At 64.6% G+C, this 14,279-nt stretch carries 14 protein-coding genes; 8 read left to right on the top strand and 6 right to left on the bottom strand.

Annotated features, from left to right (window positions below; all coding sequences use genetic code 11):
- Positions 1-164 precede the first annotated feature (164 nt).
- From ACO6VM_RS08170 to ACO6VM_RS08160, 3 genes are read right to left on the bottom strand one after another with little or no spacing between them, the layout of a single operon-like run.
- Positions 165-1,229, bottom strand: coding sequence for a hypothetical protein (locus ACO6VM_RS08170; protein ID WP_125463441.1), 1,065 nt, complete (start codon positions 1,227-1,229; stop codon positions 165-167).
- 55 nt (positions 1,230-1,284) lie between these two features.
- Positions 1,285-1,656 carry a RidA family protein gene (locus ACO6VM_RS08165; RefSeq protein ID WP_401056958.1) on the bottom strand — a complete coding sequence of 124 codons (372 nt, stop codon included), beginning with the start codon at positions 1,654-1,656 and terminating at the stop codon, positions 1,285-1,287.
- Complete coding sequence (locus ACO6VM_RS08160) at positions 1,646-2,806, bottom strand: NAD(P)/FAD-dependent oxidoreductase (RefSeq protein WP_401056957.1); 1,161 nt, start codon at positions 2,804-2,806, stop codon at positions 1,646-1,648. The genes ACO6VM_RS08165 and ACO6VM_RS08160 overlap by 11 nt, the downstream gene beginning before the upstream one ends.
- 113 nt (positions 2,807-2,919) lie before the next feature.
- Between ACO6VM_RS08160 and ACO6VM_RS08155 the strand changes: the two genes are divergently transcribed.
- Entirely contained in the window at positions 2,920-3,522 is a 603-nt protein-coding gene (locus ACO6VM_RS08155) for a helix-turn-helix domain-containing protein (RefSeq protein ID WP_232879963.1), read from the top strand.
- Between the two features lie 282 nt (positions 3,523-3,804).
- Positions 3,805-4,590 carry a sulfite exporter TauE/SafE family protein gene (locus ACO6VM_RS08150; protein WP_110994386.1) on the top strand — a complete coding sequence of 262 codons (786 nt, stop codon included), beginning with the start codon at positions 3,805-3,807 and terminating at the stop codon, positions 4,588-4,590.
- A 12-nt stretch (positions 4,591-4,602) separates the two neighbouring features.
- On the opposite strand, the gene ACO6VM_RS08145 is transcribed toward ACO6VM_RS08150, so the two are convergent.
- Positions 4,603-5,598: a DUF1176 domain-containing protein gene (locus ACO6VM_RS08145; protein WP_401056956.1), complete on the bottom strand. Its 996-nt coding sequence runs from the start codon at positions 5,596-5,598 to the stop codon at positions 4,603-4,605.
- Between the two features lie 202 nt (positions 5,599-5,800).
- Between ACO6VM_RS08145 and ACO6VM_RS08140 the strand changes: the two genes are divergently transcribed.
- Entirely contained in the window at positions 5,801-6,391 is a 591-nt protein-coding gene (locus ACO6VM_RS08140) for a biliverdin-producing heme oxygenase (protein WP_401056955.1), read from the top strand.
- Between the two features lie 96 nt (positions 6,392-6,487).
- Complete coding sequence (locus ACO6VM_RS08135) at positions 6,488-7,147, top strand: hypothetical protein (protein WP_401056954.1); 660 nt, start codon at positions 6,488-6,490, stop codon at positions 7,145-7,147.
- 52 nt (positions 7,148-7,199) lie between these two features.
- Here the strand turns inward: ACO6VM_RS08135 and ACO6VM_RS08130 are convergent, their stop codons facing one another.
- Positions 7,200-7,499 (bottom strand): hypothetical protein, encoded by a 300-nt coding sequence (locus ACO6VM_RS08130; protein ID WP_125463434.1) that lies wholly within the window; start codon positions 7,497-7,499, stop codon positions 7,200-7,202.
- Between the two features lie 598 nt (positions 7,500-8,097).
- Here ACO6VM_RS08130 and ACO6VM_RS08125 point away from each other — a divergent pair.
- The 4 genes from ACO6VM_RS08125 (at position 8,098) to ACO6VM_RS08110 (ending at position 12,188) form a co-directional block, all read left to right on the top strand.
- A complete protein-coding gene (locus tag ACO6VM_RS08125; protein ID WP_401056953.1) occupies positions 8,098-8,382 on the top strand; it encodes a hypothetical protein in 285 nt (94 codons plus the stop codon).
- 3 nt (positions 8,383-8,385) lie between these two features.
- The gene (locus tag ACO6VM_RS08120; protein ID WP_401056952.1) at positions 8,386-8,832 is read left to right on the top strand and encodes a hypothetical protein; all 447 of its coding nucleotides are present in this window, start codon (positions 8,386-8,388) and stop codon (positions 8,830-8,832) included.
- A gap of 164 nt (positions 8,833-8,996) precedes the next feature.
- On the top strand, positions 8,997-10,937 hold the full coding sequence (locus ACO6VM_RS08115) for a methyl-accepting chemotaxis protein (protein WP_401056951.1): 1,941 nt from the start codon (positions 8,997-8,999) through the stop codon (positions 10,935-10,937).
- Positions 10,938-11,015: 78 nt separating this feature from the next.
- Positions 11,016-12,188: an MFS transporter gene (locus tag ACO6VM_RS08110; RefSeq protein ID WP_401056950.1), complete on the top strand. Its 1,173-nt coding sequence runs from the start codon at positions 11,016-11,018 to the stop codon at positions 12,186-12,188.
- Between the two features lie 115 nt (positions 12,189-12,303).
- On the opposite strand, the gene ACO6VM_RS08105 is transcribed toward ACO6VM_RS08110, so the two are convergent.
- Positions 12,304-14,121, bottom strand: coding sequence for an ABC transporter ATP-binding protein/permease (locus tag ACO6VM_RS08105; protein WP_401056949.1), 1,818 nt, complete (start codon positions 14,119-14,121; stop codon positions 12,304-12,306).
- Positions 14,122-14,279: the final 158 nt, after the last annotated feature.

Raw genomic sequence — 14,279 nt, 5'->3', positions numbered from 1 at the left:
CGAGATGTTCGTCACCGATACCGCAGGCATGATGTTTGCGCATCTGATGTGATGCCCATCGCGGGGCAAGCCCGCTCCCACTCTTCTGTGGGAGCAACTGTCTTGCTTGCCATTCAAAAAGCTGCGCTATCCCTGTGGGAGCGGGCTTGCCCCGCGATGGCCCTTCACGCCACCGCCACGTTCCTGCTCTTGCCGCGTTTCACCCACCCCACCAGTACCGCCGCCATCAGCACCAACCCCAGGTAGCCGAACAGCGGATACACCTGCCCCACCAGGCTGATGAAGCCCACCAGGCTGCACACGAACCCCACCACACCCGCCACCACCGCACCGCCGCGGAACTTCGCCGTGCCCGCCGGCAGCAGCCGCGAGAGGAACGAGAACAGGGTGCCCACCGCCGTGTTGACGATCATGCCGAAGATGATCAGGCACATCACCAACCCCAGCAGCGGTGACAGCTCGTTGGCGATCGACAGCATCGGCATGGGCAGTTCGGCGACGCTGTCCAGGCGCGACAGCATGCCGGCACTCATCACCAGCATCAGCCCGCCCAGGGCTGCGCCGCCGAGCAGGCCGCCGACCACCGCGCTGCGGCGGCTGCTCGCCGAACCGCCGAGGATCGCCAGGATGGGCGCACCGGCAACGATGTTGTAGGACACATACAGGAACGCCCCCAGCAGCCAATGGCTGGCACCGGCCTGCTGCTGACTGGCCAGCTGGTCGAGGGCGGCGAAGCTCTGGTTGCGGGTAAACACCGCGTACAGCGCAATGGCCGAGGCCACCAGGATCAGCAAGGGGGTGATCGCGCCAATGGCGACCATCACCTTCTGCACATCCAGGCAGACGATGGCCACCACCAGCACCGTGACCAGCACGCTGCCCGCCAGGGCTGGCACGCCGAACTGCTGCTCCAGCAACGCCCCGCCCCCGGCGAGCATGACCACCGTTACGCCGAACATGAAGAAGGTGATCATCCAGTCGACCAGCAGGCCCAGGTGTCGGCCGCAAATGGCCTGGATCACCTGCTTGTGCGACGTCGCCCGCAGGCGGTTGCCCAGCCCTGCCAGGGCCATGCCGAGGAAGGTGAACAGGGCGGCGCTGACCAGTGCCCCGACCATGCCCCAGATGCCGAAATCGACGAAGAACAACAGCAGTTCCCGCCCGGACGCAAAGCCCGCCCCCACGATCACGCCGACGAAAGCGCCAGCGATTTTCAGCTGCTCTTGCATGTGCACCTCTGGTTTTTATTGTTGTGTGTTCGTGAGGCCGCGAATCGACGTGGCCCTACCCGACGTACGCCTGCACCTCGATTTCCACATCCACCCCCAGCGCCAGCGCCGAAGCCACGGTGGAACGCACCGGCAGCGCCGCGCCGAAGAACTCCTTGTACACCTCGTTGAAACCGGCGAAATGGCCCATGTCCGACAGCCATACGGTGGCCTTCACCACTTGGTCGAGCCGTGCACCGCAGGCCGCCAGGCTTTCCTGGATACGCTCACAGGCGGCGCGGGTCTGGGCCTGGATATCGCCCTTCACCACCTCGCCGGCGGGGTTCATCGGGATCTGCCCGGAAAGGAACAGGAAACCACCCGCTTTCACCGCACGGGAAAACGGAAACGGCAGGCTGCTGGGAAAACGCTGAATGTCATTGCTCATGGCAATCTCCTTTGATGGTTGAGTTGAAACGTGCCGGGGACAGCCGCGCAGGCTCGACCCCTTGCTGGGTGAGGCTCGAGCACAAGGGCAGGCCTTGCAGCAGGTCGGCCGCCAGCCGCGAGGCCCCGGCGGCGGACTGGATACCATAGCCTCCCTGCGCGGCCAGCCAGAAAAACGCCGGCTGCTGCGGATCGAAGCCGATCACCAGGTCGCCGTCGGCGACGAACGAGCGCAAGCCTGCCCAGCTGTGGCTGGGCCGACGGATCTCGAGGGTGGTGATGGCTTCGATGTTGAAGATGCCCAGGGCCAGGTCGAGTTCTTCGGGCGCGGCGTCCTGAGGCTCGACTGGATCGGCGTTGGCCGGTGACCCCAACAGTTGGCCGGCATCGGGCTTGAAATAGAAGCTTTCGTCGACACCGATCACTGCAGGCCAGCGGGCGAAATCGTGCTGCGCCGGGCCCGGGAAGGTGAACGCGCTGCGGCGGCAGGGCTGCAGGCCGATGGTATCGACCCCGCACTGCTCGGCCACGCGGTCGGCCCAGGCGCCAGCGGCGTTGACCAGTTGCCGTGCCTGCAGCTGGCTGCCATCGCCCAGTTCGACCTGCCAGAGGCCGCTCACAAACTGGGCCCGAACCAGCTCGGCGTTGCAGCGCAACTCACCACCGGCCTGGCGGAACCCGCGCAGGAAGCCCTGGTGCAGGGCGTGCACGTCGAGGTCCATGGCACCGGTTTCATGCACCGCACCGGCCAGCAGTTCGCCGCGCAGGCTGGGCACCAGGGCCACCGCCGCGTCAGCATCGAGCAAGCTGACGGCGGTGCCGTTGGCCAGGTTCTGGGCGTAGGTGGCGTCGAGCAGGTCGCGCTGCTCGTGGCTGGCGACGTAAAGGCAGCCACGCGGCTCCAGCAATCCATGCTCACAGAAGCCAGCCGGCGGCTGCTCGTAGAACGCCCGGCTGGCGCGGGTCAGGGCCTGGATCTGCGGGGTGCCGTAGGCCTCCATGAACATCGCCGCCGAACGCCCGGTGGCGTGGTAGCCCGGCTGCGCCTCGCGCTCGAGCATCAGTACCCGCTGCTGCCCGGCCAGGCGATAGCCCAGTGAGGCACCGGCAATGCCGGCACCGATGATCAGGGTGTCATGGATCTGTGTCATCTACGCTCCCGCCGCGTGAATTATCATTTGTGAGAATTCTAATATATGAGAATTTCGGATTGCGCAAGCGTCCAAGGTAAGATGCCCGGCCCACCGCCTGTTCGAGAGCCCTCATGCCTGACGCCACGACTGCCCGCCCCCTGCTTGACCGCGACGAAGTCGGCGCGCGCCTGCGCCAGGTGCGCAAGGCTCGGCAGATGACGCTCAAGCAGCTGTCCGAACTCAGCGGGGTGCCGGTGTCGACACTGTCGAAGATGGAGTTGGCGCAGGTGTCGGTGAGCTACGAGAAACTGGCTGCCGCCGCACGCGCCCTGAACCTCGACATCGCCCAGCTGTTTCGCGCCAGCGGGCCGGCGAGCGCACCACAGCCCGCCACCGTGGTGGTCGATTCACTGGCCGAGGTGGCTGGTTACTCCACCGGCACCTACGACTACTACCCGATTGCCGGTGCCTTCCCGGAACGGCGCATGACCCCGGCGTATGCCCGCATCATTGCCCGAGAACGCGGGCAGTTCGACGATTTTATCCGCCATCCAGGGCAAGAGTTCGCCATGGTGCTGAGCGGGCGCGTGCGTATCGAGTTCGAGACCGGCGAGGCGGTGAGCATCGGCCCGCAGCAAACCGCCTACTTCGACAGCCAGGTGGGGCATATCTACCTGTCGGAAAGCGAGGATGGCGGGGATGCGCAGGTGATGGTGGTGATGACGGATCGCTGACCGGTGTTGAGTTGAAGATCCTGTGGGAGCGGGTTTACCCGCGAAGCAGCCAACGCGTTGCATGGCACCGGCTGCGCCGGTGTTCGCGGGTCAAGCCCGCTCCCACAGGGATCGCGCATGGCGCAAGGTCGATGCGGTCGAGGTGGGGGCAGTGCAGGCGACACAGGACAGTTGCCTCACAAACGCGGTTATAACCTAATAACGAACAAGTCTATTTGGCTATAAAAAAATCTATATGCTGGCTTCCATCCGATCACGGGCAAGCTGGGCGTCGAGTAGCGTATGGATGTAGGTTCTTTCGGTTTCACCATTGCGGGACTGGTTGTGGGCTTCATCGTCGGCATGACCGGCGTGGGCGGCGGCTCGTTGATGACCCCGATCCTGCTGTGGTTCGGCATCAGCCCAGCGACAGCCGTGGGTACCGACCTGCTGTATGCCGCCATCACCAAGGCCAGCGGCGTCTGGGTGCACGGGCGCAACAAGAACATCGACTGGAAGATCACCGGCTGGCTGAGCCTGGGCAGCGTGCCTGCCGCAGCGCTTACCCTGTGGTTCCTCAGCACCCTGCACACCGACACCTCGGCGCTCAATGCCGTGATCAAGCAAGGCCTGGCCGTGGTGCTGATCCTCACCGCCCTGGCGATCCTGTTCAAGTCGCGCCTGCAGGCCTTTGCCAGCAAGCATGCCGGTGACCACTACCACCTCAGCGACCGCACCCTCAACATCCTCACCGTCGTGACCGGCGTGATCCTCGGCGTGATGGTCACCCTGACCTCGATCGGCGCCGGCGCACTGGGCACCGTGGCCCTGTTCCTGCTGTACCCGTTCCTGGTCACCCGCCGCCTGGTGGGCACCGAAATCGCCCACGCCGTGCCGCTGACCCTGGTCGCCGGCCTGGGCCATGCCGGCATGGGCAACATGGACTGGTCGCTGCTGGGCTACCTGCTGCTGGGCTCGCTGCCGGGCATCTACCTGGGCAGCCACCTCACCGGGCGCATCTCGGACCGCGTACTGCGCCCGTGCCTGGCGGCCATGCTGCTGCTGATCGGCTACAAACTGGCGTTCTGATCCGAGAACGGGCTACTCCTGAGTGCGCCACAGCACCGGCCAGTAGTCCGGCCCCAACCCCACGCAGCGCTCCATCCGCAGCAGCCGGGTCAGGCGCATGCGCTGGCCGTCGAAACGCCAGAACTCTTCCGTGCCGCAGCTGCCGGGGTAATCGTTCTTGGCGTAGCTGTACAACTCACCGGTCCTCTGGTTGATGCTGATGTGGTCGCGGGTCAGGCTGTTGACCGGGCTGGCCGGCACCTCGAAGGCCATCGGCGTCAGTGCGTAGGGCGCTGATCGTGCCACCTGGTACAGCGCGTACTGGCAGTTGAAGTCGTTGCAGTTGTAACTCAGCAGCGCCAGGGCCTGGCGGTCGTTCAGCGCATGCAACTCAAGCTCAGGCGGCACATCGTATTCGTTCTTCAGCTGGTCCTGGGCAGCGGCCCTGGCCATCACCACCTGGGTGATGCCAGCCTGCTCTGCTTCGCTCAATGCGGGTCGCGCAACGAAGGCCGGGGCCTTGGGCGCTGGCAATGTGGGCAACTGCGCATCTTCGACCGTATCGCCCGGGCGAACCAGGGCACTGGGGTGACCGACCCGCCCCTGCACGGAGTCAATCAGCAGCAAGGCCGCGCTCAGGCCCTGCAACGAGCTCTCCCGCTCCTGATGAGGGGTGTCGTCCACCAGCTTTTGCCCGTTGCGCAACTGCCGCAGGACGGCATAGGCATCCGCGTCGTCCACCTGTAACTGGGTCTCGGCGTGGCGGGTGATGCGCCAGGCGGCCATCAATGGCTGGCCGTCGAGCAGAGGTTCGCCAGACCAGTCGGTACTGCCCAACAGTGTCAGGTGCAAAGCACCCGTGGCCCCTGCTTCGCGTTGTACGCGAATGAAAATGCGCGACTGCTCCGAATGATCGGCCAGCACCGCGGTGCAGTAGCGGGTATTGTCGCAGCCCACCACCCAGTCCTTGATTTCGCGGTACAGCGGTACCGCTTCGGGGGCCGCGGCCGCAAGGCCTGGGGTTGCCATTAAAAGGCCCAAGGCCCAGCCGTTCCGTGTTGTTGCGCGCATCATGCCGCCTTCCTGTCATGCCGTTGAAAGCCCCGCTCCGGGGGCGCGCCATGATTGCAGATACAGCGCACAGTTCAAGCGCCCTGAACGTGGATCCAATAGTGGTTTTCCCGTGGACGGGCTGGCACTATCGTCCGCTGTCGATTGCCAGAGCGCCCCCATGTCCGATCCTGCAAGCCCTTTGCTGCAAGCCCTGCGCGAGGGCACCCGAGCCTGCCACAAGGGGCTTGAACAGCGTCTTCCGTTTTTCAGCGACGGCTTCGACTTGCCGGCCTATCAGCGCCTGATCGAAGCCTACTTCGGCTTCCACGCCCCGCTGGAAGCTGCACTCGCCGGCTACCAGGGCGTCGAGCGCAACAAAGCCCCGGCTCTCGTCCGTGACCTGTTCGCACTTGGCCTCGACGCAGCCCAGATCGATGCCCTGCCCCAGTGTGGCGCCCTGCCGCTGATCGACAACGAGGCCAGTGCCTTGGGGGTGATGTACGTGCTTGAAGGTTCGACGCTCGGCGGGCAGGTGCTCAAGCGCGCCATGGCCGAGCGCCTGGGCGTCGGTGCCGACAGCGGCGCTGCCTTTTTCGACGTGTACGGGCCGTTGACCGGGACGCACTGGCGCAGCTTCCTCGCCCGCCTGGCAGAGGCCTCGCTGCCACCGGCCGCGCTGACCTGCTCGGTAAGCGCCGCGGTTGCCACGTTCGAGCGTTTCGAACAATGGCTCGAGGAGCGACAGGTGTTGCTCCATCCGTCGAACTGAGGTTCCCGGACAAAGCTGCTTACAATTGCATTGCCGATGGTCATACCCGATCATGGCCACTTGCCTTCAATGCCGACTGAAAGGAGTCTCCTGGCAATGCTGCTCATGCTCATCCTTCTCTCTGTGCTCAACCTTGCCATCAGTTGGTGGAACTGCCGCACCGTCGGCCTGATCTGGGATGAGGCCCGCTATGTCGGCGGCACCATGCGCATGCTCGCCTGGGCCGGGGCCATCGAAGCCACGCTCGGCTTCAGCTCGGTGCTGTTGCTGCTGGTGACCCTGTACTTCTATTCCACCGGCCATCTGCCCCAGGAATACCTCGATGCCGTCGAGAGCCTGTGGTACCTGCTGATCATCATCCCGGCCATCGGCAGCGCCGTGGTCATCAGCGTGCACTCGCTGGAAAACGCCTGGCGCCAGCGCAACTTCAGCGACATCGCCGTTGCCGCTTGGAACCTCTATGCCACCGCCCAGCGCCTGGAGCGCGCCACCCATGCGATGCCTGCGGCGTTCGAGCGGGTCAGCAAGCTGTTCCAGGGCAAGGATGACCGCAAGGCCGCGCTGGTGGTGATGATCGTGCTGATTGCCGTGACCGGCGGCGCGCTGATTACCTGGAAGCTGATCCGCCACTACGCCCAACAGGCCAGCGGGCCACAGCTGCCTGAGCAGGCAGCGCCGCAAGTGGTCACACAGGCCGCGACCGAGCCGATGCCTGAACCGTTGCCGGCCACGGGTGCCGCACGCAGCTCGGTCTGAGCCGCCAGCGCACTTTCGCGAAGGCCGCACGCGCGGCCTTCCCGACACAGCATCAGCCGCGTTCTATCCCCTCCAGCACCGCCGAAGACAGCGCCAATCCTTTTTCCAATGAGTTCTCCGTTGCCACCAGCAGGCTGCGCAACGGTTCGTCGGCTTTTTCCAGCGCCAGGGCGTTGGTTTCATAGGCCGCCTGCAAGGCCGCCACGGCGCAGACCAGCGCATCCTCGCCATCGATGCCGGCGCGAACCGAGAACATCGGAGGATGGGCTTCGTGGCAGGTGCCGAAGTGGGCGTGGGCCGTGGTTGGGCGCGGGGGAATGGGCCGGGAGGTTCCGGCTGGGGCGTGGTTCATCGGTGAACCTCCCGGAGCCAGGTGTGGGGTGGATCGGGCACGATTTTCAGCATGGTTCAGCACTCCTGTACCGTCATGGGAAAACTGCCCTCATCCGCCTGCACTCGAATGGGTGGCAGCTATACGCAGGTGTGCAAGACCGAGGATACAGGAACCCGGCGGGCCCGAAGGCCCCCCACGCATAGCCGCCATAGGGGCACCTCAACGGCGGTTCTCCGTCAAAGTTCCAAGGCGCTTTCGCGCTGTATCCTCGGGCTTGCACACCCGGTCGTTGAAGTGACAACGACCCGGCGAGACTAAGGAGCTCGGCTGACGAGAACAACCACCGAAAGGCCGCAAAATCATGCTTGGGAAATACCCTACGTGAAATAAGGAAAGTCCTAAGAATTCTCCGTAAAACCAGGCACTTGCGTAATCATTGCGATTTCATTCGATGGAACATGCACTTACAGCTTGCCGCTTGCTCCTGCCTGGATATCGCCCTAGCGTTCAGTCTCTTCCCCTCACAGCGCTGCGTGCCCCCATGTGCCAGAATCCACTTCTACAGCCTGCCTGCCTCCCACTCTTGGCCCCGAGGCATCCAACAAGAGCAGCCACCATGATTGAGTTCGATCACGCCATCGGCATTGCCGCCGAAAACCTGCACAAGCTGGTCACCAGCGCCACGCAGGTGCAACTCGAGGAAGCGTTGCTCGCCCCCGACGAGAGCACTTACCACATCACCTACAGCTACCAACTCGACCCGGCCCCCCTCAACGTCGACGCCGACAGCACTTCACCCCTGCGCCAGCTGGCGAAGATCATGGGTACCCGCCGCGAGCACAAGGTGTTTCTCATCGATGCGGCCAGCGGCAAGTTCAAGGGTTTCAGGAACAAGGAGTGATGAATGGCCAGGAAGCTGATCATCGACACCAACCTGCTCCTGCTGCTGGTAATCGGCAGCCTGGAAGGTGGCAGGTTCATCCGGGTGTCAAAACGCCTGAAGAAGTTCGCTGACGCGGACTACCAGAAGGTCCTGGCGATCATCGCCGAGCACGACGAAGTTCACATCACTCCCTACATCGCCACCGAAATCTCCAACCTGATCGACCTAACCGGCCCCGCCTACCATTCTGCCCTCGCCGTCGCTGGCCAGCTGTTCGCGATGTTCCGCCAGGTCGAGTCGGACATCCATACCGACAGCAGTGGCGAGCACTTCCTGCGCTTCGGTATCACCGACAACTCACTCATCCAACTGGCATCCGACTATTTCATCCTGACCGATGATCACCGGATGCTCGGCCCGCTGTTCGCCAGCCAACCCGCCAACGTCATCCCCTACACCCTCACCTGACCCCCGCCCTGACCCAAAGATCAAAACAATTACTTGATTTTTTGTACACGGATATATCGCCAAAGGTTTATATTCCGACCCACCTGAACAGCAAAGATAGCAAGTGGCCATCAGTCAGATACAACGGCCATGTGCACCTTCACTCTCACGGATGGGCGTCACGCATGAAGATAAAGAACAAGCTGGTCCTGGCCTTCGTACTGGTGGCTTTTATCCCGGTGGCGCTGGTCGGCGGCATTTCGGTGGTGAACACCCGCAGTGAAGCGGTGGAGCAGTTCCTCGATGGCAGTACCCGGGAAATTCGCCAGATCGACGGCAACATGCGGCAATTTTTCGACGGCACCCTGCAGAATGTCGATCAAATGGCCAAGGATCCTGTATACACCTCGGTCGCCTCGCTCAAGAACTACACCGCCGCCGATGCGGCCAGCCAGCCCATGCCGCCGGCCGCGCAGCAGGTCATCGACGCCTTCGCCCGCTATGGCACCACTCACCCGGCGGCCGCGATCCTGTCCATCGGCCTGGAAGACGGCAGCTACGCCAAGTGGCCAGACGACCCGCAACTGGCCAAGTACGACCCACGCACCCGCCCCTGGTACAAGGCCGCCATGGCCAGCCCGGACAAGACCGTGCGCACCGCCGCCTACTACTACGACAAAGACGATGTGGCCCTGGTCGGCACCGCCCGGGCGCTGCTCGACGATAGCGGCAAGGCCAAGGGCGTATTCGTGGTCAGCGTCTCACTGAAAAACCTCACCGAGCTGGTCAAGAGCATCAAGCTCGGCGACAGCGGCTACGTGATGCTGATCGAGGACGGCACGGTGCTGGTCGACCCGCGCGATGCCTCGCACAGCTTCAAACAACTCAAGGACCTCGGCGCGCCCTACGCACAGCTGGCCGCCACCGCACAAGGCTCCACCGAGGTGGTGATCGATGGCGTGCGCTACATGGCCAACGTATGGACCTCCCCGGGCCTTGGCTGGCGCTTCATCGGTTTGATCGAATACGACGAAGTCATGGCCGCGGCCACGCGCATGACCTACGTCACCGCCGTCATCGTGGTGCTGCTGGCGCTGGTGTTCGCCCTGGTGGCGGCGGCCTTCTCGCGGGTGATCGTCAAGCCCATCGGCCAGGTCAGCCTGGGCCTGCAGTCGATCGCCGAAGGCGAAGGCGACCTGCGCCGCGACTTGCAGATCCAGGGCAAGGACGAAACCGCCGAACTGGCCGGTTGGTTCAACAAGTTCCTGGCCGCCATCCGCCAGCTGATCCAGCGCATCGGCGCCGCTTCGAACAACCTGCAGCAAGCCTCCAAGGCCAACAGCACCATGGCCGACGACATGAACGAAGCCGCCGGGCGCCAGCGCGAGGCGGTGGAGCTGGTGTCCACTGCGTTCAACGAGATGGTCGCCACCGCCAACGAAGTGGCGCGCTCATGCAGCAGCGCCGCCGATGCCGCCGAACAGGGCCATCGCCGAGTGGCCGAAGGCAAGCAGCAGATCGAGCAGACCACCGACAACGTCAACCGCCTGGGCCGCCGCCTGAGCGAGTCGTCCCAGGCCATGGTCGAACTGGAGGCCGGCAGCCGCAGCATCAACCAGATCCTCGGCACCATCCGCGCCATCGCCGAGCAGACCAACCTGCTGGCCCTGAACGCCGCCATCGAGGCCGCACGGGCCGGTGACCAGGGCCGCGGTTTCGCCGTGGTCGCCGATGAAGTGCGGGCACTGGCCAAGCGCACCGCCGACTCCACCGGCGAGATCGACCAGTTGCTCAATACCCTCGGCGACAAGACCCAGGAGGTCTCGCAGAAGATGGAAAGCTGCCTGGACCTGTCGCGCGCCAGCGTGTCGTCGATCGAGCATGCGCGGGACAGCTTCGAAGGCATCCAGCTGTCGGTGAACGAGATCCGCGACCAGAACCTGCAGATTTCCGCCGCCGCCGAGGAGCAGCACAGCGTGGCCGAAGAGATCAACCGGCACATCCAGCAGATCTACGACGAAGCACGGCTGGTAGAAGGGCTGGCCAGCTCGGCACAGTCGGACTCCGGGCGGCTGGCGCAGCTGTCGGATGAGCTGAACGGTCTGGTGGGGCGGTTCAAGTCGTAAGGCGTCGTGGGGGCAGGCCTGCCCTGTGAAAGGGCCGGCATTGTCTACAGTGATCTCGAAGCCCTGCGCGAGATCACCATGCCCCACCCACCCCTCCCCCGCAGCGTCTGGGCCTTGGGCTTCGTCTCGCTGCTCATGGACATCTCTTCGGAGATGATCCATGCCCTGCTGCCGCTGTACATGGTTGGCGTACTGGGCACGTCGGTGCTGGCGGTCGGGCTGATCGAAGGCATCGCCGAAGCCACGGCATCGATCACCAAGGTGTTCTCCGGCGCCCTCAGCGACCGCTTGGGCAAACGCAAGCTGCTCACCGTGCTCGGCTATGGCCTGGCGGCCATGACCAAGCCCGTGTTCCCCCTGGCTTCGGGGCTTGAGTGGTTGACTGCAGCCCGCTTCGTCGACCGCATCGGCAAAGGCATACGTGGCGCCCCGCGTGATGCATTGATTGCCGACGTTACCCCAGCCGCGTTGCGCGGGGCGGCATTCGGCCTGCGCCAGGCACTGGATACGGTCGGCGCGTTCATCGGGCCGCTGCTGGCCATCCTGTTGATGTGGCTGACGGCGAGCCATTTCCAGACGGTGTTCTGGGTTGCCGTGATACCGGCCGTGCTGGCCGTCTGCGTACTGCTGGCCTTCGTCCACGAGCCTGAAGGCCCTGCCGCGCCCAGGCCCGTGCGCTCGCCCTTGGCATTGCCCGAACTGGCACGCCTGGGGCGCGGCTACTGGCGGCTGATCCTGCTTGCCACATGCTTTGCCCTGGCCCGTTTCAGTGAGGCTTTCCTGCTGCTACGCGGTCAGGCGCTGGGGCTGCCGGCTTTGTGGGCGCCAGCGGTGCTGGTGGCCATGGCGCTGGCGTTCTCACTGTCGGCCTACCCCGCCGGGGTGCTGTCGGATCGGCTCGGACGACGCGGCGTGCTGATGGTCGGGCTGGGCTTGCTGGTGTTGGCCGACCTCTCGCTGGCGCTGCTGCCGAACGGGCTTGGATTGGCGTTGGGCGTGAGTTTGTGGGGGCTGCACATGGGTTTCAGCCAAGGGGTGTTCAGCGCGTTGATCGCCGACAGCGCGCCAGCCGACCTTCGCGGCACGGCGTTCGGGCTGCTCAACCTGATGACCGGGGTGGCGCTGCTGGTGGCCAGTGCACTGGCCGGAGGCTTGTGGGATTGGTTGGGGTATCAGGCGACGTTTCTGGTGGGTGGGGCTTTTGCGTTAGGCACCTTGGCGGGTGTATGGAAATGCCAGAGCCAGCCCTGAAAGGGCCGCTCGGGGCCGTCGCCGAAGAGCCGGCTTCCACAATGAACTTGCACGTCCGCTGTAGGAGCGGGCAGCACATGTGGGAGCCTGCCTGAAGGCGTTGAGGACCGCGGACCTAAGCCGGCTCCTCGACCACCGGCTGCTGCTCGAACAACGACCACCCACCCTGCCCGTCCACTTCCAGCCGGTGGGTATGGAACGCCGCCAGGGTGCTGCGGTGCCCGACGCTGACCAGCAAGGTCTCGGGCATCTCGCTGCGCAGCAACGCATACAGCCCATGCTCCAGCCCCTCGTCCATCGCCGAGGTCGACTCGTCGAGGAACACCACCTGGGGCTGGTTGAACAGCACCCGGGCGAACGCCAGGCGTTGCTGCTCGCCCACCGAAAGAATCCGTGACCAGTCGCACTGCACGTCGAGGCGTTCGGCCAGGTGGGCCAGGTTGACCTGGCGCAGCGCCTGCTGCATACGCGCGTCGTCCTCGGGCCTGCCGTCTGCCGGATAAGCGATGGCCGTGCGCAGATCGCCCAAGGGCAGGTACGGGCGCTGGGAAAGGAACAGCGCCTGGTGCCCCAGTGGCCGCCGGACCTCGCCTTCGGCATAGGGCCACAGCCCGGCCAGGGCGCGCAGCAAGGTGGTCTTGCCACTGCCCGAAGGCCCCTTGATCAGCAGCGCCTGGCCGGCCTGCAGGTGCAGGTCGAGGTTGGCGATCAGGGCATGGCCGTCCGGGCGCAGCACCTGCAGCCCGGTGATGGCCAATGCTTTGGGCAAGCCGTCGGTGTCGACCTTGGGCAAGGCACTGGCCTGCTGGTTGGCATCAAGGAAGCCGGTCAGACGGTCGAGGGTGGCGCGGTAGCTGGCGAAGGTGTCGTAGGACTCGCGGAAGAACGACAGCGAATCCTGCACCTGGCCGAAGGCCTGGGCAGTCTGCATCACGTCGCCCAGCTTGATCGCCCCGCTGAAGAAGCGCGGCGCCTGGAGGATGAACGGGAAGACTACCGCGACCTGGCTGATGCCCAGGTTGAAACCGCTGAATTTCAGGTTCCGGAACACCAGCGCCCAAGCGTTGCCGATCAAGGCGAAGAAGCGGCCGAGCAGCGTGCCGCGCTCAACCTGCGCGCCCTGGTAGAAGGCAATGTTCTCGGCGTTTTCACGCAGGCGCATCAGCGCGTAACGGAAGTTGGCGGTGAGCTTTTCGTTGAGGAAGTTCAGGCGGATCAGTGGCTGCCCGAGGCGGAAGGCGATCCAGGTGGCGATCAGCACATACACATACACGGCGAACACCATCGCCCGTGGCACTTCGACCCCCGCCACCGCCAGCGGCGCCGACAGCCCCCAGAGAATCCCGGTGAAGGCCACCAGCGAGACCACTGCACTGACCGCGCCCAGCGCCAACGACACGGAGCCGGTGACGAACGCGTTCACATCCAGCTCGATACGCTGGTCGGGGTTGTCTACCGGTTCGGCGAGGAACTGCCCACGGTAATAGGCATCGCCGTGCATCCAGTCGGCGCTCAGGCGCTCGGTCAGCCAGACCCGCCAATGGATGTTGAAGGCCTGGGTCACGTAGAAGGTGAACAGTGCGCGTAGCACGTGAATGGTGGCGAGCACCGCGAACACCCCCAGCATGTACCAGAACACCGTCTGGTCCAGTGCCTGCAGCGCGCTGTAGAAGCCGTTGTACCAGAACGAGAACAGCACATTCAGGCGTACCGAGAACAGGGTCAGCACCAGCAGCAAGGCAAATGCCAGCAACGGCCGCCAGCTGCGTTGAATGCTGAAGTAGGGCCCGGCGAGCTGCCAGAACTGGCGGCCCCAGCGGGTGTAGCGCACGGCCAGCGTGGCGGCGGCGGTGAAGCAGACTAGGGTGATGCCAGTGGCAATTGCCAGCCAGCTCAGGCTGTCTTGCAGGGCCTGGTGCCAGTTCATGTCCATGGTGGGTTTCCGTGACAGTGTTTTCGCGAGCGTAGCATTCGCTTGCGAATAGCCTCACGTATATGACGGACATTTCATTTTTTGCCTGTCACGGCCGTATCGGGGGGGGGGGGGGAGGGCGGCCCCCACCTTTCCCTCTTCTCCCGCGCTAAGGAGTG

Origin of the sequence: Pseudomonas sp. GZD-209 (genome assembly GCF_049310485.1) — a bacterium.
GTDB lineage: Bacteria > Pseudomonadota > Gammaproteobacteria > Pseudomonadales > Pseudomonadaceae > Aquipseudomonas > Aquipseudomonas sichuanensis.
The sequence above is the reverse complement of the archived record's forward strand: the minus strand, read 5'-3'. Positions and strand labels throughout refer to the sequence as shown.

Bases quoted from the DNA above. Each gene is read 5' to 3' on its own strand.
- ACO6VM_RS08115 (WP_401056951.1), top strand. From the start codon at position 8,997: ATGAAGATAAAGAACAAGCTGGTCCTGGCCTTCGTACTGGTGGCTTTT.
- ACO6VM_RS08140 (WP_401056955.1), top strand. From the start codon at position 5,801: ATGTCCGATCCTGCAAGCCCTTTGCTGCAAGCCCTGCGCGAGGGCACC.
- ACO6VM_RS08130 (WP_125463434.1), bottom strand. From the start codon at position 7,499: ATGAACCACGCCCCAGCCGGAACCTCCCGGCCCATTCCCCCGCGCCCA.
- ACO6VM_RS08165 (WP_401056958.1), bottom strand. From the start codon at position 1,656: ATGAGCAATGACATTCAGCGTTTTCCCAGCAGCCTGCCGTTTCCGTTT.
- ACO6VM_RS08155 (WP_232879963.1), top strand. From the start codon at position 2,920: ATGCCTGACGCCACGACTGCCCGCCCCCTGCTTGACCGCGACGAAGTC.
- ACO6VM_RS08145 (WP_401056956.1), bottom strand. From the start codon at position 5,598: ATGGCAACCCCAGGCCTTGCGGCCGCGGCCCCCGAAGCGGTACCGCTG.
- ACO6VM_RS08110 (WP_401056950.1), top strand. From the start codon at position 11,016: ATGCCCCACCCACCCCTCCCCCGCAGCGTCTGGGCCTTGGGCTTCGTC.
- ACO6VM_RS08160 (WP_401056957.1), bottom strand. From the start codon at position 2,806: ATGACACAGATCCATGACACCCTGATCATCGGTGCCGGCATTGCCGGT.
- ACO6VM_RS08125 (WP_401056953.1), top strand. From the start codon at position 8,098: ATGATTGAGTTCGATCACGCCATCGGCATTGCCGCCGAAAACCTGCAC.
- ACO6VM_RS08170 (WP_125463441.1), bottom strand. From the start codon at position 1,229: ATGCAAGAGCAGCTGAAAATCGCTGGCGCTTTCGTCGGCGTGATCGTG.
- ACO6VM_RS08135 (WP_401056954.1), top strand. From the start codon at position 6,488: ATGCTGCTCATGCTCATCCTTCTCTCTGTGCTCAACCTTGCCATCAGT.
- ACO6VM_RS08120 (WP_401056952.1), top strand. From the start codon at position 8,386: ATGGCCAGGAAGCTGATCATCGACACCAACCTGCTCCTGCTGCTGGTA.
- ACO6VM_RS08105 (WP_401056949.1), bottom strand. From the start codon at position 14,121: ATGGACATGAACTGGCACCAGGCCCTGCAAGACAGCCTGAGCTGGCTG.
- ACO6VM_RS08150 (WP_110994386.1), top strand. From the start codon at position 3,805: ATGGATGTAGGTTCTTTCGGTTTCACCATTGCGGGACTGGTTGTGGGC.